Raw genomic sequence first — 24,930 nt, forward strand, 5'->3', positions numbered from 1 at the left:
GTCGTACCCGCGTCGCGATGACCGTGGTGGGGACCGTCCCTCGTACCCGCGTCGTGATGACGACCGTGGTGGTTTCCGTGGCGGCCGTGACGACCGTGGCGGCGACCGTCCGTCGTACCCGCGTCGCGATGACCGTGGTGGGGACCGTCCCTCGTACCCGCGTCGTGATGACGACCGTGGTGGTTTCCGTGGCGGCCGTGACGACCGCGGTGGCGACCGCCCGTCCTACCCCCGTCGCGACGACCGTGGTGGCGAGCGTCCCTCGTACCCGCGTCGTGACGACCGTGGTGACCGTCCCACCGGTGGTGGCGGCGGCTTCCGCCGTGACGACCGTGGCGGCGACCGCCCGTCCTACCCGCGTCGCGACGACCGTGGTGGCGAGCGTCCCTCGTACCCGCGTCGCGATGACCGTGGTGACCGTCCCACCGGTGGTGGCGGCGGCTTCCGCCGTGACGACCGTGGCGGCGACCGCCCGTCCTACCCGCGCCGTGACGACCGTGGTGGCGAGCGTCCCTCGTACCCGCGTCGTGATGACGACCGTGGTGGTTTCCGTGGTGGCCGTGACGACCGCGGTGGCGACCGCCCGTCCTACCCGCGCCGTGACGACCGGGGCGAGCGTCCCTCGTACCCGCGTCGTGACGACCGTGGTGACCGTCCCACCGGTGGTGGCGGCGGCTTCCGCCGCGATGACCGTGGCGGCGACCGCCCGTCCTACCCGCGCCGCGACGACCGGGGCGAGCGTCCCTCGTACCCGCGTCGTGATGACGACCGTGGTGGTTTCCGTGGTGGCCGTGACGACCGCGGTGGCGACCGCCCGTCCTACCCCCGTCGTGACGACCGTGGTGGCGAGCGTCCCTCGTACCCGCGTCGTGACGACCGTGGTGACCGTCCCACCGGTGGTGGCGGCGGCTTCCGCCGTGACGACCGTGGTGGCGACCGCCCGTCCTACCCGCGCCGTGACGACCGCGGTGGCGACCGTGGCGGGTTCCGTGGTGGCCGTGACGATCGCGGCGGTGACCGTGGTGGCTACCGTGGTCGCGATGACCGTGGCGGCGACCGCGACTTCCGCTCCGACCGGGACCCGGTCAAGCGCCTTCCGATCGACGAGGACGTCACCGGTCTCGAGATCGACGCCGATGTGCGCCAGGAGCTGCTGAGCCTGCCCAAGGGCCTGGCCGAAGAGGTCTCCAAGAACCTGGTCATGGTCGCGCGGCTGATCGACGAGGACCCCGAGCAGGCGTACGCGTACTCGCGCATCGCCCTGCGCCTGGCCTCCCGCGTCGCCGCTGTCCGTGAGGCGGCCGGCTTCGCCGCGTACGCCACGCAGAAGTACAGCGAGGCCCTCGCGGAGTTCCGTGCCGCCAAGCGCATGACCGGCTCGGTCGAGCTGTGGCCCGTCATGGCCGACTGCGAGCGCGGCCTCGGCCGTCCGGAGCGGGCGCTGGCCATGGCCGGCGAGCCCGAGGTGCAGAAGCTGGACAAGGCCGGCCAGGTCGAGATGCGTCTGGTCGCGGCCGGTGCCCGGCGGGACCAGGGGCAGCTCGAAGCGGCCATCGTGACCCTGCAGAGCCCGGAGCTGGCCTCCAGCTCCGTCCAGCCCTGGACCGCGCGACTGCGCTACGCCTACGCCGACGCCCTGCTGGCGGCCGGCCGTGAGGACGAGGCGCGCGAGTGGTTCGGCAAGACCCTCGAAGCGGACAAGGACGGGGCCACCGACGCCTCGGACCGTCTCGCCGAGCTCGACGGTGTCGAGTTCGTCGACGCCTCCGTCGACCTGGCCGACGTCGATGCCGAGGGCGACCTCGACGTCGAGGACGTCATCGATGACGAGGACGACGACGATGAGGACGACGAGGACGCGGCGGAGATCGCCGCGGCCGAGCGCGCCTCCGACGTCGCCGAGTACTACGACGAGGACGACGAGGAGTACGAGCCGCTGGAGCAGTCCGCGGCCGACGCCGACGTCGAGGACGCCCGGCAGGACTCGGGCCGCGACAAGGCCTGAAGCACGGTGAACGCATGAGAAAGGGCGGTACCCCCGGTGGGGTACCGCCCTTTTCCATGTCCGGAGTGGTTCAGCCCAGGCCGCGCAGGACCAGGCCGGTGGCCGGTTTCGGTCCGAAGGAGGTGGACTTCCGGGGCATGGTGACGCCCTGGCGGGCCAGGTCCCGTACGACTTCCTCCCGTACGGGGTGCAGCAGGACGGCGGTGCCCCCGTGGCGTTCGGCCATGGCCACCGTGGACGCGGCGTCGTGGATGTACGTGATCTCCTCGGGGGCGTCCGGAACGTGCCAGAGGGCGTCGAGCAGCGTCGCGTGCAGGACGGTGGCGTCCAGCCGGCGCCAGGCCTCCGGGCGGTCGTGGCGGACCGTGCGGTCGAGGAGCGCCAGGTCGGGATCGGTGACCAGGTGGAAGGTGCCGTCGCCGGTGAGCAGGAAGGCGTTGCCGCGTTCCGAGGCGTCCGCGAGGGCGTCCAGGGCCAGCGGGAGCGGTCCGTCGACCGGGGTGACGCGGAAGTGGCCGCCGAGGGCGGCCAGGGCGTCGGAGACCGGGAGCCGGCGCAGCATCCGGTGGATCGCGCGGACCTGGAGCGGGTACCGCGCGGTGTCCACGAGGAGCACCAGCCCGAAGTCCCACGCCGTGGGGGAGCCGTGCTCCTCCTGGAGGCGCAGGTACGTGGCCCAGCGGTGGTGGCCGTCGGCGATGAGGGCCTGGCGGTGGCTGAGATCCGCCGTGACGGTGGCGAGCTCGTCCGGGTCCGTGATGGCCCACAGGCGGTGCTGGAAGCCGTCCTCGGTGGTCGTCGACAGCAGGGGCGCGCGCTGGGCGGTCCGCTCGACGACCGCGGCCGCTCCCGTGCCGGGGTCGTCGCCCCGGTAGGTGAGGAGCAGGGGTTCGAGATTGGCGGAGGTGGCCCGCATCAGGCCGGCCCGGTCGGTGACCACGTCCGGCATGACGTCCTCGTGGGGGAGGACGATGCCCGCGTCCGCGGTGGACAGGGCGAGGGCGCCGATGACGCCGCGCTGGAGCAGGCCGGCCTTGCGCTGCTCGTACACGTACAGCGCGGGCTCGGGATCGGCGCTGAGGATGCCCTCGGCGAGCCAGTCGTGCAGGGTGCGGGCGGCCTGTTCGTTGCGTGCGGCCGGGGTGCCGGCCTGCGGGAGGATCAGGCGGACGATGTTGTGCGGGTCCGCGGATTCGAGGTGGTCGACTCCGTCGGGGCGCACGACCACGTCGTACGGCGGGGAGGTGACGGCGGCGAGACTGCCGACGCGCTCCGGGACGTAGCGCAGGCCATGGAACGGGATCAGTCGCAGCCCTTGGTCCGCGGTGCCAGGTGTGGTCATTGGTGCATGGTAAGTCGCGTCTCGCCATGCGGGATGATCGGGGCAGTGCAGAATCGGACAAGATCGTTCTCCCCCCGGCTACCGCCGGGAGGGCCGTCAGAGGAGCGAACGCGATGACCCGGCAGAGCAGGACCAGTCCCGCGGCGAGTGAGCAGAGTCTGCACCAGGCGTACGACACCGCCCTGCTGGACCTCGACGGGGTGGTGTACGCGGGCGGCGAGGCCATCGCGTACGCCGTGGAGTCCCTCGCCGCGGCCCGGGCCGACGGCATGCACCTCGCCTACGTCACCAACAACGCGCTGCGGACCCCGGACGCGGTGGCGGAGCACCTGGGCGAGCTGGGCATCCCGACGGAGGCGGCCGAGGTGATCACCTCGGCGCAGGCGGTGGCCCGGCTGATCTCGGAGCAGGTGGAGCCGGGGTCGAAGGTGCTGGTGATCGGCGGGGAGGGGCTGTGGGTCGCACTGCGCGAGCGCGGGCTGGTGCCGGTGGAGTCGGCCGAGGAGGAGGGCCTGGCGGCGGTGGTGCAGGGGTACGGGGGTCCCGAACTGCCCTGGGGGCGCTTCGCGGAGGCCTCGTACGCGATCAACCGCGGGGTGCCGTGGTACGCGTCGAACACCGACCTGACGATCCCGGGGGCGCGGGGAATCGGGCCGGGCAACGGGGCTGCGGTGGAGGTCGTACGGATCGCCACGGGCGCGGAGCCGCAGGTGGCGGGCAAGCCGCTGCCCCCGATGCACCGGGAGACGGTGCTGCGGACGGGGGCGGAGCGGCCGCTGGTGGTCGGGGACCGGCTCGACACCGACATCGAGGGTGCCTTCAACGGTGAGGTGGACTCGCTGCTGGTGCTGACCGGGGTGACGGACGCGGAGCAGTTGGTGCGGGCCGAGCCGAGGCACCGGCCGACGTACGTGGACCGGGACCTGCGCGGGCTGTTGACGGGGCAGCCGGAGGTGGAGCCGGCCGAGGAGGGGTTCCGCTGCGGTGGTTGGACCGCGGTCGCGCTGAACCGCGGAATGCTGGAGCTGCGCGGGGAGGGCGGGGATCCGGTCGACGGGCTGCGGGCGCTGTGCGCGGCGGCCTGGACGGCGGCCGGGGACGGGGTCTGCACGCTGGACGCGGCGAAGGCGCTGGCCAGGCTGGGTCTTTAGGGCCGGACGGGTGATCCGCGCAAGGCGCAGGGTAGGCTAACCTAACTCGCGTGTTGGTCGAGAGCCCCCCTGAATCCGAACCGAGCGCGGCGCCCGAACAGGCCGCCGTCGCCCGCCCGCGCCATGCCGCGCGCGTCGCCGGTCTGCTGGCCGCCCTCGCGGTGCTCGCGCTGATCGCGGTCGTGAGCATCGCCGTGGGCGCCAAGCAGATACCCCTGGACGAGGTCTGGCACGGCCTGTTCGCCTACGCGGGGACGCCCTCCGACGTGGTGGTACGGGACCTGCGGGTCCCGCGCACGCTCCTCGGGCTGATGGTCGGACTGGGCCTCGGCCTGTCCGGTGCCGTGATGCAGGCGCTGACCCGCAACCCGCTGGCCGAGCCCGGCATCCTCGGCGTCAACGCCGGCGCCGCGGCCGCCGTGGTCTCCGCGATCAGCTTCTTCGGCGCGACGTCGATCCGCGAGTTCGTGTGGTGGGCCTTCCTCGGCGCCGCCGTCGTCTCGGTCGTCGTGTACGTGCTCGGCGGCAGCCGCAGCGCGACCCCGGTGCGCCTCGCGCTCGCCGGTACGGCGGCCAGCGCGGCCCTGATCGGCTACATCAACGCCGTGCAGCTGATGGACAGCAAGGCGCTGGACAAGCTCCGCTTCTGGACGGTGGGTTCGCTGGCCTCGGCCAACATGGACACCGTCCGCCAGGTGGCCCCCTTCCTGATCGTCGGCGCGGTGCTCGCGCTGTCGCTCGGCCGGCCGCTGAACGCGATGGCGATGGGCGACGACACGGCGCGGGCGCTCGGCGCGCACCTGACGCGGACCCGGATCGCCGCGATGGTCGCCATCACCCTGCTGTGCGGTGCGGCGACCGCCGCGTGCGGGCCCATCGTCTTCATCGGCCTGATGATCCCGCACCTCGTCCGGGCGTTCACCGGTCCCGACATGCGCTGGGTGCTCGCGTACTCGGCCGTCCTGTCACCCGTCCTGCTGCTCGGCGCCGACGTCGTCGGCCGTGTCGTCACCCGGCCCGCCGAACTGCAGGTCGGCGTCGTGACCGCGCTCATCGGCGGCCCCGTCTTCATCTACCTGGTTCGGCGCAAGAGGATGGCCCAGCTGTGACCGTGACCGCGACCGTGAACGACACACCGCGCAAGGGCCGGTCCGGGCCCCGCCCGCTGCACCTGCCCGGCGGGATCGCGCTGCGCGTCGAGGGACGTGCGCTGGCCGTCGGGCTGCTGCTCGCCGCCGCGACGCTCGCGCTGGCCGTCCTGCTCATCGGCACCGGCGACTTCGAGATCGCACCGTGGGACGTCGTCCAGACCCTGCTGGGCAACGGCACCCCCGCCAACGACTTCATCGTCAACGACCTGCGGCTGCCGCGGGTCCTGGTCGCCCTGCTCGTCGGGGCCGCCCTCGGGATGGCCGGCGCGGTCTTCCAGTCGGTCTCCCGCAATCCGCTCGGCTCCCCCGACCTGCTGGGCTTCGGATACGGCTCGGTGGTCGGCGCGCTCGTCGTCATCATCCTGTTCAAGGGCGATGCCAACGAGGTGGCGGTCGGCGCGGTGATCGGCGGCCTGCTGGCCGGAGCCGCCGTCTACCTGCTCGCGTACAAGCAGGGCATCCAGGGCTACCGGCTCGTGCTGGTCGGCATCGGCGCCTCCGCCATGCTCGTCGCCGTGATCCAGTACCTGATCACGAAGGCCCAGATGATCGAGGCCACCCGCGCCACGGTCTGGCTGACCGGCTCGCTGGCCGGCCGCGACTGGGCGCAGGTGTGGCCGCTGCTCGCGGTCTGCGCGGTGCTCTTCCCCCTGATCCTCGGACAGGGCCGGGCCGTGCGGATGATGGAGATGGGCGACGACGCCGCGTACGCCCTCGGGGTGCCGGTGGAGCGGACGCGGCTGCTGCTGATGGTCGCGGCGATCCTGCTCACCACCGCGGCGAGCGCGGCGGCCGGGCCCATCAGCTTCGTCGCGCTGGCCGCGCCGCAGCTGGCCCGGCGGCTCACCCGCTCGCCCGGCGGGAACCTGCTGACGGCCGCGCTGATGGGCTCGGTGCTGCTGATGGTGTCCGACTGGGCCTCGCAGCGGGCCTTCGGCGCCGACCAGTTGCCGGTGGGCGTGGTGACCGGGCTGGTCGGCGGTGTCTACCTGCTCTGGCTGCTCGTCGCCGAGCGCAAGGCAGGACGTATATGAACCTGATGAGGAGTACGCAAGTGCAGCGGCTGACCGCGGAGAACGTGACGCTCGGCTACGACCAGCGGGTCATCGCCGAGGACCTGTCGGTGGAGATCCCCGACAACTCCTTCACGGTGATCGTCGGCCCCAACGCCTGCGGCAAGTCCACGCTGCTGCGGGCCCTGTCGCGGATGCTGAAGCCGTCCGCCGGGCGGGTTTTGCTGGACGGGCAGGCCATCGGGTCGATGCCGGCGAAGAAGGTGGCCAAGACCCTGGGCCTGCTCCCGCAGTCCTCGATCGCGCCGGACGGCATCACGGTGGCCGACCTGGTCGCACGCGGCCGGTACCCGCACCAGGGGCTGCTGCGGCAGTGGTCGGCCGAGGACGAGCGGGTCGTGAACGAGTCCATGGCCTCGACCGGGGTCGCCGAACTCGCCGACCGGGCCGTGGACGAGCTGTCGGGCGGGCAGCGGCAGCGGGTGTGGATCGCGATGGCGCTGGCGCAGCAGACGCCGCTGCTGCTGCTCGACGAGCCGACGACCTACCTGGACATCCAGCACCAGATCGACGTGCTGGACCTGTGCGCGGAGCTGCACGAGAACCAGGGGCGGACGCTGGTCGCCGTGCTGCACGACCTGAACCACGCGGCCCGTTACGCGACGCAACTGATCGCGATGCGGGGCGGGAAGGTCGTGGCGGAGGGGGCGCCGGCGGAGGTGGTGACGGCGGAGCTGGTGGAGAAGGTGTTCGGCCTGAAGTGCCAGATCATCGACGACCCGGAGACGGGGACGCCGCTGGTGATTCCCGCGGCGCGCCGGTCCCGTGCGGGGGCTCACGCGGTGGCGTAGCGGGTGCGGCGCCGTTGCCGGGGGCGCTGCCCCCGGGCCCCCGCGCCTCAAACGCCGGCGGGGCTGAGGGTCAGAGCAGGCTCTTGAGGCGGAGGAGGTCGCGGAAGCCGGCTTCGAGTTTGACTCGGCCGGAGGCCCAGGCCTTGGCGAACTTGAGGTCGCCCGCGACCAGGGCGAGGAGGTCGTCGCCCGTCATCGCGAGGCGGATCTCGGCCTTGGCGGCCGGCGGGCCGGGGGCGACCGCGTCCACGCGGATGCGGCCCGCGTCGAGGCGGCCCGTGAACGTCTCGTCCAGGTCCGTGATGTGGCAGCTCAGGGAGCGGTCGAGCGCGGCCGCGCCGCGTACGCCGCCGTCGGCCCGGGCGAGATTGTCGGAGAGGGTGTCGAGTGCTGCGCGGCACTCCTGGATCGTAGCCATCGTGATCACGACCGTACCGCAGAGCCGTGCGTGGTCGCGGGGCGCTTCGGGGTAGCGTCGGGGCATGACCGACGAAGCCCAGGGCGCAGCAGAAGCCGACGGCGAAGCCTGCGCCGGACCCGCGGGGCCCGTGGCGCTGGGCGTCGTACGCACGCCCACCGGACACGCCGGCGTGGACGCGCACCTGGCGCGGCTGGCGGACGCGGACCACCTCGCGGCGGACGGACACGTCGAGGTGTACGAGGATGTCCACAGGGGGCTGCGCGAGGCGCTGACCGCGCTGGACGCACCGCCCGTCCCTGGTCCGTACGAAAACAGGAGCTGAACCGAACGTGGCAGGAGTGGCACGCCGCCGCCTGGACGCCGAACTGGTACGCCGCAGCATGGCCCGCTCGCGCGAGCACGCCGCGCAGCTGATCGCCGCGGGCCGGGTGACCGTGGGCGGCACCACCGCGACCAAGGCCGCCACCCAGGTCGAGACGAGCGCGGCTCTGGTCGTCCTCAAGGACGACAGCGATCCCGACTACGTCTCGCGGGGCGGCCACAAGCTCGCGGGCGCGCTGGCGGCCTTCCGGCCGCAGGGGCTGCGCGTGGAGGGCCGCCGCGCGCTGGACGCCGGGGCCTCCACGGGCGGGTTCACCGACGTGCTGCTGCGCTCGGGCGTCGCCCACGTGGTGGCCGTCGACGTCGGCTACGGGCAGCTCGCCTGGTCGCTGCAGAGCGACGACCGGGTGACGGTCAAGGACCGGACGAACGTGCGCGAGCTGACGGTCGAGCAGATCGACGGGATCGCGGTGGACCTCGTCGTCGGCGACCTGTCCTTCATTTCCATCGGGCTGGTGCTGCCCGCGCTCGTACGGTGCTGCGCGCCGGAAGCCGACCTGGTGCTGATGGTCAAGCCGCAGTTCGAGGTCGGCAAGGACCGGCTGGGCAGCGGCGGGGTGGTGCGCAGCCCGGAGCTCCGGGCGGAGGCCGTGCGCGAGGTCGCGGCGCAGGCGGCGAAGCTCGGTCTGGGCGTTCTCGGGGTCACGGCGAGTCCGCTGCCGGGACCGTCGGGCAACGTCGAGTACTTTCTGTGGCTGCGGGCGGGGGCACCGGCACTCGACCCGGCGGATGTTGACCGTGCAGTGGCGGAGGGGCCGCAGTGACAGATTCAACGGGGGAACGCACCGTATTCCTGCTCGCGCACACCGGGCGGCCGGCGGCCATCCGCAGCGCGGAGCTGGTCGTCAAGGGACTCCTGCGCTGCGGGCTGGGCGTACGGGTCTTCGCGCACGAGGCGGTGGACCTGCCGCTGCCGCCCGAGGTGGAGCTCGTCACCGAGTCCACGCCGGGGGTGCTCGACGCGTGTGAGCTGCTGGTCGTGCTGGGCGGGGACGGGACCCTGCTGCGGGGCGCGGAGCTGGCGCGCGCCTCGGGGGTGCCGATGCTGGGCGTCAACCTGGGCCGGGTGGGGTTCCTCGCCGAGGCCGAGCGCGACGACCTGGACAAGGTCGTGGACCGGGTGGTGTCGCGCTCGTACGAGGTCGAGGAGCGGATGACCCTCGACGTGGTCGTGCGCACGAACGGCGACGTGGTCCACCGGGACTGGGCGCTGAACGAGGCCGCGGTCCAGAAGGTGTCCCCGGAGCGGATGCTGGAAGTGGTCCTGGAGATCGACGGGCGCCCGGTGACCGGCTTCGGCTGTGACGGGATCGTCTGCGCGACGCCGACGGGCTCGACGGCCTACGCCTTCTCCGCGGGCGGGCCGGTGGTCTGGCCGGAGGTGGAGGCGCTGCTGATGGTGCCGATCAGTGCGCACGCGCTGTTCGCGAAGCCGCTGGTGACCTCGCCCACCTCCGTGCTGGCGGTGGAGGTACAGGCCGGCACCCCGCACGGCGTGCTGTGGTGTGACGGCCGGCGGATGCTGGAGCTGCCGTCCGGGGCCCGTGTGGAGGTCCGGCGCGGGGCGGTGCCCGTGCGGCTCGCCCGGCTGCACCACGCGTCCTTCACGGACCGGCTCGTCGCGAAGTTCGCGCTGCCGGTGTCGGGTTGGCGTGGGGCGCCCCACTAGCGGGTGTCCCGGCGTGTCGCCCATCGTGCTTAATAGCACATTCGTTCGGAGAACTCGGGACGGGTGACGTCACATGGCACCGGTGAAACCTCGGTATCGTCGTCCCGTGCTTGAGGAGATGCGGATACGGTCGCTCGGGGTCATCGACGACGCGGTGGTCGAGCTGTCGCCCGGTTTCACCGCGGTGACCGGCGAGACCGGCGCGGGCAAGACGATGGTCGTCACCAGCCTCGGGCTGCTGCTCGGCGGTCGCGCCGACCCGGCCCTGGTGCGGATCGGGGCCAAGGCCGCGGTCGTCGAGGGCCGCATCGTCATGCGCCCCGGCGCGCCCGCCGCCGTACGCGCCGAGGAGGCCGGGGCGGAACTCGACGACGGCGCCCTGCTGATCAGCCGGACCGTGTCCGCCGAGGGCCGCTCGCGCGCCCACGTCGGCGGCCGGTCCGTGCCCGTCGGCCTGCTCGGCGAGCTCGCGGACGACCTGGTCGCCGTACACGGCCAGACCGACCAGCAGGGGCTGCTGCGCCCGGCCCGGCAGCGGCAGGCGCTCGACCGCTACGCCGGGGACGCCGTCGCCGTCCCGCTGGAGAAGTACGGGTCCGCCTACCGCAGGCTCCGCTCCGTCGCCGTCGAGCTGGAGGAGATCACCACCCGGGCCCGGGAACGGGCCCAGGAGGCGGACCTGCTGCGCTTCGGGCTGGACGAGATCGCGGCCGTGGAACCCGTGGCCGGCGAGGACACCGAGCTGGCGGCCGAGGCCGAACGGCTCGGTCACGCCGAATCGCTGGCCTCGGCGGCGCAGCTGGCGCACGGCGCGCTCGCGGGCAATCCCGAGGACCCCGAGGCCATCGACGCGAACATGCTCGTCGCGGGCGCCCACCGCGCCCTGGAATCCGTACGGTCGCACGACCCGGCGCTCGGCGCGCTCGCCGAGCGGATCGGGGAGCTGGGCATCCTGCTGTCCGACGTGGCCGGGGAGCTGGCGGGCTACGCCGACGACCTGGACGCCGATCCGCTGCGGCTGGCCGCCGTGGAGGAGCGGCGGGCGGCCCTGACCCAGCTGACCCGCAAGTACGGATCCGACGGCACCGTGGACTCCGTACTGGAGTGGGCCGAGCAGGGGGCGGCGCGACTGCTGGAACTGGACGGCGACGACGAGCGGATCACCGAGCTGACCGTCGAGCGGGACGGGCTGCGCTCCGAACTGTCGCTGCTGGCGCAGGCGTTGACGGACGCCCGAGTGGAGGCGGCGACCCGCTTCGCCTCCGCCGTGACGGAGGAGCTGGCCTCGCTGGCGATGCCGCACGCCCGGGTGACCATCGACGTCCGGCAGGCCGAGGACGAGGACGGAGTGGAGGTGGGCGGCCGTCCGGTCGCCTACGGACCTTCGGGCGCGGACGAGGTCGAACTGCTGCTGGCCCCGCACCCCGGCGCCCAGCCGCGGCCGATCGCCAAGGGCGCCTCGGGCGGTGAACTGTCCCGGGTGATGCTCGCCGTCGAGGTCGTCTTCGCCGGCTCCGACCCGGTGCCGACCTACCTCTTCGACGAGGTCGACGCGGGGGTCGGCGGCAAGGCGGCGGTCGAGGTGGGCCGGCGCCTCGCGAAGCTCGCCAAGTCGGCGCAGGTCGTGGTCGTCACGCACCTGCCACAGGTGGCGGCCTTCGCCGACCGCCAGCTGCTCGTAGAGAAGACCAACGACGGGTCCGTCACCAGGAGCGGGGTGACCGTCCTGGAGGGCGAGGCCCGGATCCGCGAGCTGTCGCGCATGCTGGCGGGCCACGAGGACTCGGTCTCCGCGCGGGCCCACGCCGAGGAACTGCTGGCGGCGGCGCGCGCGGACGCGTGAGCCGCGAGGGGTGACACGGTCGCAGGAGGGCCCGGTGCGCACGGCGCGACGGGCCCTTCGCCGTGTCGGATGCCGTGTCGGAGGCCGGGCGCGGGGGCCGCGGGCAGCCCGTGGGGGAGCGCGCCAGGGTGACGCGACACTAGGCCGTGTGGGTGAGGCTGGGGGGTGTCCGACGGTATCTCGTACGGGATCCGCACCCGTATGGTCCCGGAACGCGCGTGCGGACTGGCATCCTTGGCGACGTCTCTGACTCCCTCACCCTGGAGCTTCGGCCCGTGAGCAGCTCCCCGGTCTCCACCTCCCTCCCGGCACAGCCCTACGGGCGCCCGCCGCTCCGCACCGTCCAGGTCCTCGGCGACGGCGCGGGCGCGGGCAGCTGCGCCCACGTACGGTCGCTCGCGACCGGGCTCGCCGCACGCGGCGTACGGGTCACCGTGTGCGCGCCCGTCCAGGCGGAGGGGGAGTACGACTTCACCGGCGCCGGGGCGGAGTTCGCGCCCGACGCGGTGAGCGTCCTGCGGGCCGCGTGCTCCGGGGCGGACGTCGTGCACGCGCACGGGGTGCGCGCCGGGCTGCGCGCCGCGCTGGCCATGCGGGGGCGCCGGGTGCCGCTGGTGGTGAGCTGGCACGGCGACGGGCCCACGGCCGCGGGCGCGCTGGGGCGGCTGGGCCGGATGCTGGAACGGCACGTGGCACGGGCCGCGGCGGTGGTCCTCGGGGCCTCCTCGGACCTGGTGGACCTCGCGCGGCTGCGGGGCGCCCGGGACGCACGGCTGGCACCGGTGGCGGTACCGGCTGGTCCCGCCGGAACCGAGGCGGCGGATCCGGGCAAGGTGCGGGCGGAACTCGGGGCGGTCGAAAGGCCGTTGCTCATCACCGTCGGCAGCCTGGTGCCGTACCGCGGGTACTCCCTGCTGCTCGACGCGGCGCGCGAGTGGCGGGCGCTGGAGCCGGCCCCGCTGCTGGTGATCGCCGGTGAGGGCCCGCTCCGGGCCGAACTGACGCGGCGGATCCAGGCCGAGGGGCTCCCGGTACGGCTGCTCGGGCGCCGCCGGGACGCCGCGCAGCTGCTGGCGGCGGCGGACCTGGCGGTGCTGCCGAGTCGGCGCGTGGCGCGGGCCCTGCTGGCGCAGGAGGCACTGCGGGTGGGGGTGCCGCTGGTGGCCACGGCGGTGGGGGGCGTGCCGGAGCTGGTGGGGGAGGGCGCGGTGCTGGTCCCGCCGGGGGATGCGGCGGCGCTCGCCTCGGCCGTGACCGGCCTGCTGGCGGACCCGGAGCGGAGGGCTGCGCTGGCGGTGGCGGGGCGGGCGCAGGCGGCGACGTGGCCGTCCGAGGACGACACCGTCGCGCAGGTCCTGTCCGTCTACGACGAACTGATGGAACGCCGCCGAGGCTGAAGACCGGTGCTCCGCCCCGGACCCCGCGCCTCAAACGCCGGCGGGGCTGGATCTGCCCGGCGCGAGGAGCGCGTCAGGAAAGGGTGTGGCGGCGGGCGCGGAGGGCCAGGCTCAGGGAGAGGACCGTTTCGGGGTCGTCCAGGTCCGTGCCCAAGAGTTCCGAGATGCGGGCCAGGCGGTTGTAGAGGGTCTGGCGGTTCAGGTGGAGCTCGCGGGCCGTCTCCGCCTTGCGGCCCGCATGGGCCAGGTACGTCTCCAGCGTGGGCAGGAGCGGCGGGCGGGACGTGGTGTCGTGGGTGCGCAGCGGGCCGATCGCCCGGTCCACGAAAGCCGCCAGGTCGGGGTGTTCGCGCAGCCGCCACAGCAGCAGGTCGATGTCCAGCCGTCGCGCGTCGTACCAGGGCCGGGCCGGCAGGCCGTGGGCCGCCGTGGCGGTCTCCGCGGCGTGCCGCAGACCCGCCGACGCGGCCGCCCAGCCGCCCGCGACGCCGACGACCACGGCCGGCGGGGCGGCGGCACGGTCCAGGCCCGCACGTTCGACGCCGGCCCGCAGCGCGGCCGACACCCGGTCCGCCACCGCCGTGCGTTCCGATTCGGCCCGCAGGGACACCAGAAGGGGCACACGGCCCTCGACCGGGCGGACGCCCAGCAGGACCGGCACCCCGACGGACGACAGCTCCTCCAGGACCGCGCGGGCCAGGACGGCCCAGTTCCCGGACGGGCCGAGGTCCGTGGAGAGCCGCATGACCACCGGCAGCAGCGGCCCCGCCCCCGGCTTGAAGCCCAGCACGCGGGCCTGCGCCGGGGCGTCCTCCGCCGAGATGCGGCCCTCCGCCAGGTCCGTCAGGAAGTCGCCGCGGCCGCGCGCCGCCAGCTCCTCCTCCTGCCGCGCCTGCATCAGCACGACGGCCAGCACGCCGGCCGTGCGCTCCGCCGCCATCCGGTGCACCGGCAGCAGCGGCGCCGAGACGCCGACCAGGACGACGCGGGCCCGGACCGAGCCCGTGCCGTGGCCGCCGCCCGGTACGTCGACCACCACCGTGTTCGCCGACGGCTCGGCCTCGCGCTGGCCCCGTAGGCCCTCCCACACCTGCAGCGGGTCCGCGCCCGCGTCCCCGGCCGCGCTGCCGGCCGCGTACAGCAGCTGACCGTCGGGGGTCTCCAGGAAGACCGGGTTCCCCGTGAAGTCGGCCAGGATCCGCAGCACCTGCGGGATGCCCCCGCCGCCCAACAGGGCCTCCGTGCAGCGCCGGTGGACCTCCTCGGCCCGCTGGAGCAGCGCGTAGTGGTGGTTGACGATCTCGGTGTGGACCTCCTCCGTGACGGCGACGAAGGGGACCTCCCGGTGGAGCTGGACCAGCGGCAGTCCCGCCGTGCGCGCGGTCTCCACGATCGTGGCGGGCAGCCGGGTGAAGCGCGGTCCCAGCTCGACCACCAGCGCGGCGATCCCGCGGTCCGCGAGGCGGCGTACGAAGGCACGCTGCTCGGCGGGCCGGGTGCCCAGGCCGAGCCCCGTGGTCAGCAGCAGCTCGCCGCCCTTGAGCAGGGAGGCGATGTTCGGGACCTCGCCGGCGTGCACCCAGCGGACGGTCCGGCCGAGGCGGTCCGCGCAGGCCACCACCTCGGGCAGGCCGCTGCGCAGTCCCGGCAGCTCAAGTGCCCGCTGAACCGTGATCCCGCCCTGGTTGTCCATATCGCGGGACGCTATCAGGGGGTCAGGTCGGCCGGATGTTGTGGTTGAAGCGGAAGATGTTGTCCGGATCGTACTGCCGCTTCAGCGCGCCCAGCCGCCGCATGTTCTCGCTGCCGAGACCCGAGACCACCCGGTCCCCGCCCTCGTCGCCGAGGAAGTTCAGGTACACCGCGCCGGTGCTCCACGGCTCGGCGTCGGCCCGGACGTCCTTGACCCACTGCCGGCACCTCTCGTCGTCGGCTTCGTCCTCCCAGATCCCGAACGGGTGCACCGCCCAGGGCGCGTCGCGGTACGGCACCGGGTAGTCGGCCGGGCCGGAGGCGATGGCGCCGCCCTGCGGGAAGACCAGGTGCTGGGTGCCGGTCGGCACCGGCATGGACGCGGCGCGGGCGCAGAAGGCGTTCACGAACTCGTCCGGGATACCGGTGAGGTACTCCGCCGACCAGTAGTTCCGCAGGCCCGGCGGGTCGTCGATCATGCACTGGAGGTCGGCGTACGGGATGGCCGTGACGATCTCGGACTCGTGGGGGATCGCCAGCAGCGGCCGCGCCAGCTCGCGCATCTCCTCCTCGGGGCCCGCGTACGTCAGCAGCGCACCGGCCAGCAGCAGCCCGACCAGGTGCGGCGGTACGAAGTCCTCGGGCGGGCCGGTCACGTAGAGGGCGGCGCCGGAGGCCTCCGGCGGTCCGGCCTCGATGAGGTCCCGGAACGCGCGGACCACCTCGGGCCCGCGCTCGGGCAGGTACAGCAGGAACGCGATCGACATGGCGGGCAGTTCGTGCAGCCGCAGGGTCAGCGAGGTGGCGATGCCGAAGTTCCCGCCGCCGCCGTGCAACCCCCAGAACAGCTCGGGGTGGTCCTCGGCGGTCACGTGCAGCAGCTCGGCGTCCGCCGTGACCAGGTCCACGCCCAGCAGGTTGTCCACCGCCAGGCCGAACTTCCGGTCCAGCCAGCCGGTCCCGCCGCCCAGCACGAAGCCGCCGACGCCCGTGGTGGAGGCCCGGCCGCCGGTGGTGGCCAGGTCGTAGGGCTGGCAGGCCCGGTCCAGGTGGCTCATCGTGGCCCCGCCCTCGATGTGCGCGGCCCTGGCCGCCGGGTGGACCGTCACCTCGTGCATCCGCCGCAGGTCCACGACGAGGCCGCCGTCGTTGAGGGACATCCCGGCCACGCTGTGCCCGCCGCCGCGCACGGCGACCTTCAGATCGAGGTCCCTCGCGAAACGCACCGCGGTCACCACGTCCGCCGAGCTCTCGCACTGGGCGATGACGGCGGGCCTGCGGTCGATCATCGCGTTGAAGACCGTCCGGGCCCCGTCGTAACCCGGATCCTCCGGGGTGAACACCTCGCCGGACAGGTCCTCGCGGAGCGCGGTCAGCGCCGCGCCCGCCTTCGAGAGGGGAGCCATGGCCACCCCTTCCACCGGAGGGCAAAGGACCCTTCCAGCGTAGGGGGCGGGGTTCGGCGGGGCGCGGCGAGCAGCCCGCGCCCCGTACGCCCGAGAGGACCCGAGCGTGACCCGAGAGGACCCGAGCCGAGCCCCGCCCGCGTACGCCCGGGAGCGCGCTACCCCCCGTACGCCCCGCTCGCCGTCAGCCGCAGCGCCGTGTCGATCAGCGGAACGTGGCTGAAGGCCTGCGGGAAGTTCCCCACCTGCCGCTGGAGCCGCGGATCCCACTCCTCCGCCAGCAGACCCAGGTCGTTGCGCAGCGACAGCAGCCGCTCGAACAGCCGCCGCGCCTCGTCCACCCGGCCGATCATCGCCAGGTCGTCGGCCATCCAGAACGAGCAGGCCAGGAAGGCCCCCTCGTCGCCCTCCAGGCCGTCCACGCCGGCCTCCACGCCCGCCGTCGGGTAGCGCAGGATGAACCCGTCGGGCGTGGACAGCTCGCGCTGGATCGCCTCGATGGTGCCGATGACCCGCTTGTCGTCCGGCGGCAGGAAGCCCATCTGCGGGATCAGCAGCAGGGAGGCGTCCAGCTCCTGCGACCCGTACGACTGGGTGAAGGTGTTGCGCTCCTTGTCGTAGCCCTTCTCGCACACGTCCTGGTGGATCTCGTCGCGCAGCTCGCGCCACCGCTCCAGCGGGCCGTCCGCGTCCCCGCTCTCGATCAGCTTGATCGTGCGGTCCACGGCCACCCAGGCCATCACCTTCGAGTGCACGAAGTGGCGGCGCGGGCCGCGCACCTCCCAGATGCCCTCGTCCGGCTGGTCCCAGTGGGTCTCCAGGTAGCGGATCAGCTTGAGCTGGAGCAGCGAGGCGTAGTCGCTGCGGGCGAGGCCCGTCATGTGGCCCAGGTGCAGGGCCTCGGTGACCTCGCCGTAGACGTCGAGCTGGAGCTGGCCGGCGGCGCCGTTGCCGACGCGCACCGGGCGGGAGTTCTCGTAGCCGGGCAGCCAGTCCAGCTCGGTCTCGCCGAGCTCCCGTTCGCCCGCGATCCCGTACATGATCTGCAGGTTCTCCGGGTCGCCGGCCACCGCGCGCAGCAGCCACTCGCGCCAGGCGCGGGCCTCCTCGCGGTAGCCGGTGCGCAGCAGCGAGGACAGGGTGATCGCCGCGTCGCGCAGCCAGGTGTAGCGGTAGTCCCAGTTGCGGACCCCGCCGATCTCCTCCGGCAGGGAGGTGGTCGGCGCGGCGACGATCCCGCCCGTGGGGCCGTACGTGAGGGCCTTGAGCGTGATCAGGGAGCGGACCACGGCCTCCCGGTAGGGCCCGTGGTAGGTGCACTGGTCGACCCACTCGCGCCAGAAGTCGGTGGTCGACTCCAGGGCGGCCCCGGCGTCGGGGAGCTCCGGCGCGCCCTTGTGCGAGGGCTGCCAGCTGATGCTGAAGGCCATCCGGTCGCCGGGTCCGACCGTGAAGTCGGAGTACGTCGTCAGGTCCTTGCCGTACGTCTGGGCCTCGGTGTCCAGCCAGACCGAGTCGGGGCCGGCGACGGCGACCGTGCGCCCGTCGACCTTGTGGACCCAGGGCACGACCCGCCCGTAGCTGAAGCGCATCCGCAGCGCCGAGCGCATCGGGACGCGCCCGCTGACGCCCTCCACGATGCGGATCAGCTGCGGCGCGTGGTCCTCGCGGGGCGGCATGAAGTCGATCACGCGGACCTTCCCGCGGGGCGTGTCCCACTCCGACTCCAGCACCAGCGAATCACCGCGGTAGCGGCGGCGGTCGGCACGCGGGGCCTCGGAGCCGGCCGGGTACGCCGGGCCGATCCGCCAGAACCCGTGATCCTCGGTGCCGAGAATGCTCGCGAACACGGCATGCGAGTCGAAGCGTGGCAGGCACAGCCAGTCCACCGCCCCGTCCCGGCAGACCAGCGCCGCGGTCTGCATGTCCCCGATCAGTGCGTAATCCTCGATGCGCCCGGACACGTTGCATCTCCAGTCGAACGGCCACGTCCGCCCCGAAGGGCGCTTGCATTGCGCGTATGCGCGGTCACCTGTGGGTGGGGATCTCCGCGTTGAGCCCATGATTCCGCATATCGGCTCGGTTAGGCCGTCTGACGGACTGCCCGGCGGTGATGTTCGCAATATCCGAGCAGGATATGACGGCACCCTAGTGATCTCCTTAAGCCGCGGAAGAATGGCGTTGGGCCGAACGGGTGAGCAGGCGCCACGCCGCCCCGGCGCACTTCGGCGCGCTGCTACCGGCCGCTGACGCCGCGTGGCCGGAGGCGGACCGGCCCGGGCGCTGATAGGCTGGTACCCCGTGGACCGGTGGTCTGCCTGTGCGAATCAGGAGCCCCGAAACCGCAGCTTCGGCGCCCCCTGAGACCCTTCCGGATCGACGGTGGCCGGCGCCGGACGCACCTCACCTCGCGACCACGGGAGCCCCCTCTTGGCGATGCCGCCCAAATCCATGACGACCAAGCACATCTTCGTCACCGGGGGTGTCGCTTCCTCCCTCGGCAAGGGCCTGACGGCCTCCAGCCTGGGTGCGCTGCTGAAGGCGCGCGGTCTTCGGGTCACGATGCAGAAGCTCGACCCGTACCTGAACGTCGACCCCGGCACGATGAACCCGTTCCAGCACGGCGAGGTGTTCGTCACCAACGACGGCGCCGAGACCGACCTGGACATCGGCCACTACGAGCGCTTCCTCGACGTCGACCTCGACGGCTCGGCCAACGTCACCACCGGCCAGGTCTACTCGCAGGTCATCGCCAAGGAGCGGCGCGGCGAGTACCTCGGTGACACCGTGCAGGTCATCCCGCACATCACCAACGAGATCAAGCACCGCATCCGCCGCATGGCGACCGAGGACGTCGACGTCGTCATCACCGAGGTCGGCGGCACCGTCGGCGACATCGAGTCGCTGCCGTTCCTGGAGACCGTCCGCCAGGTCCGCCACGAGGTCGGCCGCGACAACGTCTTCGTCGTGCACATCTCGCTGCTGCCCTACATCGGCCCCTCCGGCGAGCTCAAGACCAAGCCGACCCAGCACTCGGTCGCGGCCCTGCGCAACATCGGCATCCAGCCCGACGCGATCGTGCTGCGCGCCGACCGCGAGGTCCCGACCTCCATCAAGCGCAAGATCTCGCTGATGTGCGACGTGGACGAGGCGGCCGTGGTCGCGGCCATCGACGCCAAGTCGATCTACGACATCCCGAAGGTGCTGCACACCGAGGGCCTGGACGCGTACGTCGTGCGCAAGCTCGACCTGCCCTTCCGCGACGTCGACTGGACGGTGTGGGAGGACCTGCTGGACCGCGTCCACAACCCCGACCACGAGGTCAAGGTCGCGCTCGTCGGCAAGTACATCGACCTGCCCGACGCCTACCTGTCGGTGACCGAGGCGCTGCGCGCCGGCGGTTTCGCCAACAAGGCCCGGGTCCAGATCAAGTGGGTCACCTCCGACGACTGCAAGACCCCGGCCGGCGCCGCGGCGGTGCTCGGCGACGTGGACGCGATCTGCGTGCCCGGCGGCTTCGGCGACCGCGGTGTCAACGGCAAGGTCGGTGCGATCACCTACGCCCGCGAGAACAAGATCCCGCTGCTCGGCCTGTGCCTGGGCCTGCAGTGCGTGGTCATCGAGGCCGCGCGGAACCTGGCGGGCATCGAGGACGCCAACTCCACCGAGTTCGACGCCTCCACCCCGCACCCGGTGATCTCCACGATGGAGGAGCAGCTGGCCTTCGTCGAGGGCGCGGGCGACCTGGGCGGCACCATGCGCCTGGGCATGTACCCGGCGAAGCTCGCCGAGGGCTCCATCGTCCGTGAGGTCTACGGCGACCAGGCGTACGTGGACGAGCGCCACCGCCACCGCTACGAGGTCAACAACGCCTACCGCGGCGAGCTGGAGAAGAAGGCCGGTCTGGTCTTCTCCGGCACCTCCCCGGACAACAAGCTCGTCGAGTACGTCGAGTACCCGCGCGAGGTGCACCCCTACCTGGTGGCCACACAGGCCCACCCGGAGCTGCGTTCGCGCCCCACGCGCCCGCACCCGCTGTTCGCGGGCCTGGTCAAGGCGGCCGTGGAGCGGCAGCAGTCCGCGAAGTGAGCGCCTGACCGCATAACGTAGACAGCCGGGGCACGGATCGTGCCCCGGCTGTCGCGTTCTCGGGAAGGTATCGGCCATGGCCATGGGCAACGACATCGGCAACGACATCGTGGACACACCGGAGTCGTGGGAGGTCGTCGCCTCGCGCACCCCGTTCGAGGGCGCGAAGACGTCCGTCAAATCGGACCAGGTCCGGATGCCCGACCGTTCGGTGGTGCGCCGCGACTACCAGGTGCACCCCGGCTCGGTGTGCGTGCTGGCCCTCGACGAGCAGCAGCGGGTGCTGGTCCTGCGGCAGTTCCGGCACCCGGTACGGCACCGGCTGTGGGAGCTGCCGGCGGGACTGCTGGACGTCGCGGGGGAGAACCCGCTGCACGCGGCGCAGCGGGAGCTGTACGAGGAGGCGCACGTCAAGGCGGAGGACTGGCGGGTGCTGGCCGACTTCTTCACCTCCCCGGGAGGCTCGGACGAGGCGGTACGGGTCTTCCTGGCGCGGGACCTCGCGGAGGCGGAGGGGGAGCGGTACGTGGTCTCGGACGAGGAGGCGGACATGGAGATCGCCCGTGTTCCCCTCGGGGACCTGGTACGCGGGATCCTCGCCGGTGAGCTGGGCAATCCCGGGCTGGTGACGGGGGTCCTGGCCCTGTCCGCCGCGCTGGCCTCCGAGGGCGGCATCGAAGCCCTCCGCCCGGCCCTGGCCCCTTGGCCGGCCCGCCCGTACCAGGCGTAGCCGCCGGGCGCGGCGCCGTTGCCGGGGCTCCGCCCCGGACCCCGGTCCTCAAACGCCGGACGGGCTGAATCTCCAGCCCCGCCGGCGTTTGAGGCGCGGGTCCGGGCGGAGCCCGGGGAACGGTGGAAGGGCGGGTGGGGGAGGGCTCCGCGCAGCGGCGGGCCCGCAGCCGGCGACGGCCCGCGCATGCCCCGAAGCCCCGCCCGGAGGAACGGCGCGAAGCCGAGGAGGCCCCCCGGGGCCGAGCCGTGCGAGCGCTGCGTCGAAAAATGGGACCATCCGCTGATCCGATTGGGGGATTTGCCCGCCGCGCTCCACACGGGTCGTCGCTCTGCGTGAACTACGCTCGCCATCCGAAGGCAGGGAGAGGAGCGGATCCGTGACGGATTTCGTCGGGCGGCGGCGTGAGCTCAAGGAGCTGCGCGAGGACATCGCGCGGACCGGGCTCGACACCCTCTCCGGCCGGAAGGCCAAGGCGCCCCGGGCGAGGGTGCTGCTCGTCGCCGGGCGGCCGGGCTCCGGGCGGACGGCCCTCGCCGAGGAGTTCGTGCGCGAGGTGGCGGACGAGTACCCCGACGGAGTGCTCCGGACCCGGCTCGTCCTCCCCGGAGGGGAGACGGTGGCCACCGAGCGCGCCGTCAGGGGCCTGCTGGAAGGGCTCGGGCGGCCCACCCCGCCCGGAGCCGGCGAGGACGAGCTGAGCTCGGCCCTCCGCACCGCGCTCGACGGCCGGCGGGTGATCATCCTGGTCGACGACGCCGCCGATCCGCATCAGGTCGACGCCCTGCTGCCGGACACCCCCGAGTGCCTGGTCGTGGTCACCTCCGAGGGGCCCCTCACGGGGATTCCGGACGTGCGGCCCTGCACCCTCGGCGGGCTCGACACGCCCTCCGCCGTCGAGCTGCTCGCCCAGCACATCGGCGACACCCGCGTCACCGCCGATCCGCGGGCCGCCGACGCCCTCGCCGAGGAGTGCGGGGGCCAGCCCGCCGCGCTCGGCCTCGTCGGCGGGTGGCTCGCCGCCCGGCCCAAGGCCTCCGTCGCCGATGTGGCCAAGCAGCTGCACGAGATGCCGGCCCTCACCGGAGGCCCGCTCGCCCGGTGTTTCCGGCTCGTCTACGAGTCCCTGCCGCAGCCCGCGCAGCGGACCCTGCGGCTGCTGCCGCTGGCCCCCGCGGGCCTCGTCGACTCGCACACCGCCTCCGCCCTCGCCGGCTGCTCCGTGGCCGCCGCCCAGGCCACGCTGGACGATTTCGCCGGGCTGGGACTCGTACAGGGGGCGCACGACGGGCTGTTCCTGCTGCCCGGCTGCCTCGCACCCCTGCTCCAGGCCCTGCTGGAGGCCAAGGAGCGGCCCGCCGAGGTCCAGCTGGCCCGGGCCCGGATGCTGGAGCGCACGGTCCGGCTGCTGCACTCCTGCGGGGCGATGGCCGCGGCGGACGAGGAGGACGTACGGGAGGTGCTGGACGGCCTGCCGCGCGCCCTGCGGTTCCCGGACCGGCGGGCCGCCGCCACCTGGCTGGACACCCGGCTGCCCGCGCTCGCCGCGGCCGCCTCGCTGGCCGTGGCCGACGGGGAGCTGGACACCCTGGCGCGCCGGCTGGTCGCCGCCCTCGTACGGGCCCTCGCGGAGCACCGGGGCACCGCCGGGGCCGCTCCCGAGCTGTACGGGCTGCACCGGCTGGTCCTGGACGTGGCGGAGCGCCGGGACCTGCACCGGGAGCAGGCCGCCGCGCTGCTGAACCTGGCCGACCTGGACGCCGAGACCGGCCGGACCCACGAGGCCCTGGAGCGCTACCGGGCCGCGCTGGTCGCGGGAAAGGCCGCCGGGGACCCGTACGCGACCGGCCGCGCGATGGAATCCGTAGGCGGCGCGTACCAGGAGCTGGCGGACTGGCACCGGGCCGCCGACTGGTTCGGCCGGGCGCTCTCCCAGGCCCTCGCGCGGGGGGAGCGCGCGGACGAGGCCCGGCTGTACGGGCGGCTGGGGAACGTGCACACGTACGCGGGCCGGTACGGGGACGCGCTGCGCAGCTGGCGGGCGGCCGCCGCGGGCTACCGGAAACTGGCCGATGTGCCGGGGCAGGCAAAGGCGTTGAGCGAGATGGCGCGGGTCCAGGAGTACGCGGGACGGCCCGAGGAATCGCTGCACACCTGCCGTGAGGCCGTGGAGCTCGCGCGCAGGGCCGGCGACCAGCGGCTTCAGGCCGCGCTGCAGGTCCGGCTGGCCGACACGCTCGACAGGCTGGGCGACCCCGCGGCTGCCAGGCTGCACCGCTCCGCAGCCGACAGATTGCTGGGAGACGACCCCGCAGCCTGCGAAATCCGCAGTGATATCGACTGAGATTATTTGTTTGCAAGGCTAGACAGCGCGTCGTCCTTCATTAGACTGGCTTCACCACGACATCCCGTGGTGCATCCCGTTGCGCGTTCTTGTGGGCGGGTATGTATGGAAGTGCCCCGAAAAATCCCCTGAGCCAAGGACCGTGATCGACGATGAAGGTCGGCATCCCCCGCGAGGTCAAGAACAACGAGTTCCGGGTCGCCATCACGCCCGCCGGCGTGCATGAGCTGGTCCGCAACGGCCACCAGGTCTTCATCGAGCAGAACGCCGGTGTCGGCTCCTCGATCACGGACGCCGAGTACGTCTCGGCCGGTGCGGAGATCCTCGGCACCGCCGACGAGGTCTGGGCCACCGCCGACCTGCTGCTGAAGGTCAAGGAGCCGATCGCGGAGGAGTACCACCGCCTCCGCAAGGACCAGACCCTCTTCACCTACCTGCACCTGGCGGCCTCCCGCGAGTGCACGGACGCCCTCCTGGAGTCCGGCACCACCGCCATCGCGTACGAGACGGTCGAGCTCGCCAACCGCGCGCTGCCGCTGCTCGCCCCGATGTCCGAGGTCGCGGGCCGGCTGGCCCCGCAGGTCGGCGCCTACCACCTGATGCGCTCGGCCGGCGGCCGCGGCGTCCTCCCGGGCGGTGTCCCCGGCACCCACGCCGGCGAGTGCGTGGTCATCGGCGGCGGCGTCTCCGGCTGGAACGCCGCGCAGATCGCCATCGGCATGGGCTTCCACGTGACCCTGCTCGACCGCGACATCAACAAGCTCCGCGAGGCCGACAAGATCTTCGGTACGAAGATCAAGACGATCGTCTCCAACGCCTACGAGCTCGAGAAGGCCGTCGTCGAGGCCGACCTCGTCATCGGCGCGGTGCTGATCCCGGGTGCGAAGGCCCCGAAGCTGGTCACCAACGAGCTCGTCGCCAAGATGAAGCCCGGAAGTGTACTTGTCGACATTGCGATCGACCAGGGCGGCTGCTTCGAGGACTCCCGTCCGACCACCCACGCCGAGCCGACCTTCCAGGTCCACAACTCGGTCTTCTACTGCGTCGCCAACATGCCGGGCGCGGTTCCGAACACCTCCACCTACGCGCTGACGAACGCCACGCTGCCCTACATCGTGCAGCTCGCGAACCTCGGCTGGGTCGAGGCGCTGCGCCGTGACCCCGCGCTCGGCCTGGGCCTCAACACCCATGACGGCCAGGTCGTTTACGGTCCGGTCGCCGAGGCCCACGGCCTCGAGACCCTCGAGCTGAGCACGCTCCTCGGCTGACGCGTCAACGACTGACGTCAATCTCACGTATCCGGCCGGACCTTGCCCGCAAGGTCCGGCCGGACGCGTTTGCGGCATGCCCCGAGACCCCGCTCAACTCGCCTCGAACGTAACCCTTTAACCCTTTCGCGCACCCGCGAAACTTCGCAGCGACAGCTCGCACGCCCTTGACAGAGT

Annotated in this window: 19 protein-coding genes and 1 pseudogene; 15 read left to right on the forward strand and 5 right to left on the reverse strand. The window is 73.1% G+C overall.

All coding sequences use genetic code 11. The annotated features are described in order from the left end of the window. A pseudogene (locus AB0D29_RS30390) lies at positions 1-967 on the forward strand (hypothetical protein); the annotation flags it as partial. A 171-nt stretch (positions 968-1,138) separates the two neighbouring features. Next, entirely contained in the window at positions 1,139-2,005 is an 867-nt protein-coding gene (locus AB0D29_RS30395) for a tetratricopeptide repeat protein (protein WP_362858721.1), read from the forward strand. 70 nt (positions 2,006-2,075) lie between these two features. On the opposite strand, the gene AB0D29_RS30400 is transcribed toward AB0D29_RS30395, so the two are convergent. Beyond that, entirely contained in the window at positions 2,076-3,347 is a 1,272-nt protein-coding gene (locus AB0D29_RS30400) for a DUF1015 domain-containing protein (protein ID WP_362858616.1), read from the reverse strand. A 113-nt stretch (positions 3,348-3,460) separates the two neighbouring features. Here AB0D29_RS30400 and AB0D29_RS30405 point away from each other — a divergent pair, with 113 nt between their 5' ends. The 4 genes from AB0D29_RS30405 to AB0D29_RS30420 are packed head-to-tail and all read left to right on the forward strand — an operon-like array spanning position 3,461 to position 7,513. Beyond that, positions 3,461-4,498, forward strand: coding sequence for an HAD hydrolase-like protein (locus tag AB0D29_RS30405; RefSeq protein WP_362858617.1), 1,038 nt, complete (start codon positions 3,461-3,463; stop codon positions 4,496-4,498). Between the two features lie 50 nt (positions 4,499-4,548). Next, positions 4,549-5,607 carry an iron chelate uptake ABC transporter family permease subunit gene (locus tag AB0D29_RS30410; protein WP_362858619.1) on the forward strand — a complete coding sequence of 353 codons (1,059 nt, stop codon included), beginning with the start codon at positions 4,549-4,551 and terminating at the stop codon, positions 5,605-5,607. 14 nt (positions 5,608-5,621) lie between these two features. Beyond that, positions 5,622-6,683 carry an iron chelate uptake ABC transporter family permease subunit gene (locus AB0D29_RS30415; RefSeq protein WP_362858723.1) on the forward strand — a complete coding sequence of 354 codons (1,062 nt, stop codon included), beginning with the start codon at positions 5,622-5,624 and terminating at the stop codon, positions 6,681-6,683. A gap of 5 nt (positions 6,684-6,688) precedes the next feature. Next, the gene (locus AB0D29_RS30420) at positions 6,689-7,513 is read left to right on the forward strand and encodes an ABC transporter ATP-binding protein (protein ID WP_362858621.1); all 825 of its coding nucleotides are present in this window, start codon (positions 6,689-6,691) and stop codon (positions 7,511-7,513) included. A gap of 70 nt (positions 7,514-7,583) precedes the next feature. Here AB0D29_RS30420 and AB0D29_RS30425 read toward each other — a convergent pair whose 3' ends face one another. Then, positions 7,584-7,931 (reverse strand): alkyl sulfatase C-terminal domain-containing protein, encoded by a 348-nt coding sequence (locus AB0D29_RS30425; RefSeq protein ID WP_362858622.1) that lies wholly within the window; start codon positions 7,929-7,931, stop codon positions 7,584-7,586. Positions 7,932-7,995: 64 nt separating this feature from the next. Between AB0D29_RS30425 and AB0D29_RS30430 the strand changes: the two genes are divergently transcribed. From AB0D29_RS30430 to AB0D29_RS30450, 5 genes are all read left to right on the forward strand, one after another. Beyond that, positions 7,996-8,256, forward strand: a complete 261-nt coding sequence (locus AB0D29_RS30430) for a hypothetical protein (RefSeq protein WP_362858623.1) — start codon at positions 7,996-7,998, stop codon at positions 8,254-8,256. Between the two features lie 7 nt (positions 8,257-8,263). Next, entirely contained in the window at positions 8,264-9,079 is an 816-nt protein-coding gene (locus tag AB0D29_RS30435; protein WP_362858624.1) for a TlyA family RNA methyltransferase, read from the forward strand. After that, positions 9,076-9,984 carry an NAD kinase gene (locus tag AB0D29_RS30440; protein ID WP_362858626.1) on the forward strand — a complete coding sequence of 303 codons (909 nt, stop codon included), beginning with the start codon at positions 9,076-9,078 and terminating at the stop codon, positions 9,982-9,984. Before AB0D29_RS30435 ends, AB0D29_RS30440 begins: the two co-directional genes overlap by 4 nt. 118 nt (positions 9,985-10,102) lie before the next feature. Beyond that, positions 10,103-11,827, forward strand: coding sequence for a DNA repair protein RecN (gene recN, locus AB0D29_RS30445; protein WP_362858724.1), 1,725 nt, complete (start codon positions 10,103-10,105; stop codon positions 11,825-11,827). Positions 11,828-12,102: 275 nt separating this feature from the next. Then, positions 12,103-13,224: a glycosyltransferase family 4 protein gene (locus AB0D29_RS30450; protein WP_362858628.1), complete on the forward strand. Its 1,122-nt coding sequence runs from the start codon at positions 12,103-12,105 to the stop codon at positions 13,222-13,224. A gap of 73 nt (positions 13,225-13,297) precedes the next feature. On the opposite strand, the gene AB0D29_RS30455 is transcribed toward AB0D29_RS30450, so the two are convergent. The 3 genes from AB0D29_RS30455 to AB0D29_RS30465 form a co-directional block, all read right to left on the reverse strand. Further along, positions 13,298-14,917 (reverse strand): PucR family transcriptional regulator, encoded by a 1,620-nt coding sequence (locus tag AB0D29_RS30455; RefSeq protein ID WP_362858630.1) that lies wholly within the window; start codon positions 14,915-14,917, stop codon positions 13,298-13,300. 22 nt (positions 14,918-14,939) lie between these two features. Continuing rightward, on the reverse strand, positions 14,940-16,322 hold the full coding sequence (locus AB0D29_RS30460; RefSeq protein ID WP_362858631.1) for an FAD-binding oxidoreductase: 1,383 nt from the start codon (positions 16,320-16,322) through the stop codon (positions 14,940-14,942). A gap of 158 nt (positions 16,323-16,480) precedes the next feature. Then, a complete protein-coding gene (locus AB0D29_RS30465; protein WP_362858633.1) occupies positions 16,481-18,286 on the reverse strand; it encodes a glycoside hydrolase family 15 protein in 1,806 nt (601 codons plus the stop codon). Positions 18,287-18,758: 472 nt separating this feature from the next. On the opposite strand from AB0D29_RS30465, the gene AB0D29_RS30470 reads away from it, so the two are divergent. From AB0D29_RS30470 to ald, 4 genes are all read left to right on the forward strand, one after another. Then, entirely contained in the window at positions 18,759-20,411 is a 1,653-nt protein-coding gene (locus AB0D29_RS30470) for a CTP synthase (RefSeq protein WP_362858634.1), read from the forward strand. Positions 20,412-20,487: 76 nt separating this feature from the next. Next, complete coding sequence (locus AB0D29_RS30475; protein WP_362858635.1) at positions 20,488-21,141, forward strand: NUDIX hydrolase; 654 nt, start codon at positions 20,488-20,490, stop codon at positions 21,139-21,141. A 379-nt stretch (positions 21,142-21,520) separates the two neighbouring features. After that, a complete protein-coding gene (locus AB0D29_RS30480; RefSeq protein ID WP_362858636.1) occupies positions 21,521-23,485 on the forward strand; it encodes a tetratricopeptide repeat protein in 1,965 nt (654 codons plus the stop codon). A 152-nt stretch (positions 23,486-23,637) separates the two neighbouring features. Continuing rightward, entirely contained in the window at positions 23,638-24,753 is a 1,116-nt protein-coding gene (gene ald / locus AB0D29_RS30485; protein ID WP_327386192.1) for an alanine dehydrogenase, read from the forward strand. The last annotated feature ends 177 nt before the right edge of the window (positions 24,754-24,930 follow it).

Origin of the sequence: Streptomyces sp. NPDC048424, assembly GCF_040651555.1 — a bacterium.
GTDB lineage: Bacteria > Actinomycetota > Actinomycetes > Streptomycetales > Streptomycetaceae > Streptomyces.

Excerpts from the sequence above, each read along its gene's own strand:
- AB0D29_RS30460 (WP_362858631.1), bottom strand. The coding sequence starts at position 16,322 with ATGGCTCCCCTCTCGAAGGCGGGCGCGGCGCTGACCGCGCTCCGCGAG.
- AB0D29_RS30430 (WP_362858623.1), top strand. The coding sequence starts at position 7,996 with ATGACCGACGAAGCCCAGGGCGCAGCAGAAGCCGACGGCGAAGCCTGC.
- AB0D29_RS30475 (WP_362858635.1), top strand. The coding sequence starts at position 20,488 with ATGGCCATGGGCAACGACATCGGCAACGACATCGTGGACACACCGGAG.
- AB0D29_RS30470 (WP_362858634.1), top strand. The coding sequence starts at position 18,759 with ATGCCGCCCAAATCCATGACGACCAAGCACATCTTCGTCACCGGGGGT.
- AB0D29_RS30420 (WP_362858621.1), top strand. The coding sequence starts at position 6,689 with ATGAGGAGTACGCAAGTGCAGCGGCTGACCGCGGAGAACGTGACGCTC.
- AB0D29_RS30455 (WP_362858630.1), bottom strand. The coding sequence starts at position 14,917 with ATGGACAACCAGGGCGGGATCACGGTTCAGCGGGCACTTGAGCTGCCG.
- AB0D29_RS30425 (WP_362858622.1), bottom strand. The coding sequence starts at position 7,931 with ATGGCTACGATCCAGGAGTGCCGCGCAGCACTCGACACCCTCTCCGAC.
- recN (WP_362858724.1), top strand. The coding sequence starts at position 10,103 with ATGCGGATACGGTCGCTCGGGGTCATCGACGACGCGGTGGTCGAGCTG.
- AB0D29_RS30400 (WP_362858616.1), bottom strand. The coding sequence starts at position 3,347 with ATGACCACACCTGGCACCGCGGACCAAGGGCTGCGACTGATCCCGTTC.
- AB0D29_RS30405 (WP_362858617.1), top strand. The coding sequence starts at position 3,461 with ATGACCCGGCAGAGCAGGACCAGTCCCGCGGCGAGTGAGCAGAGTCTG.
- ald (WP_327386192.1), top strand. The coding sequence starts at position 23,638 with ATGAAGGTCGGCATCCCCCGCGAGGTCAAGAACAACGAGTTCCGGGTC.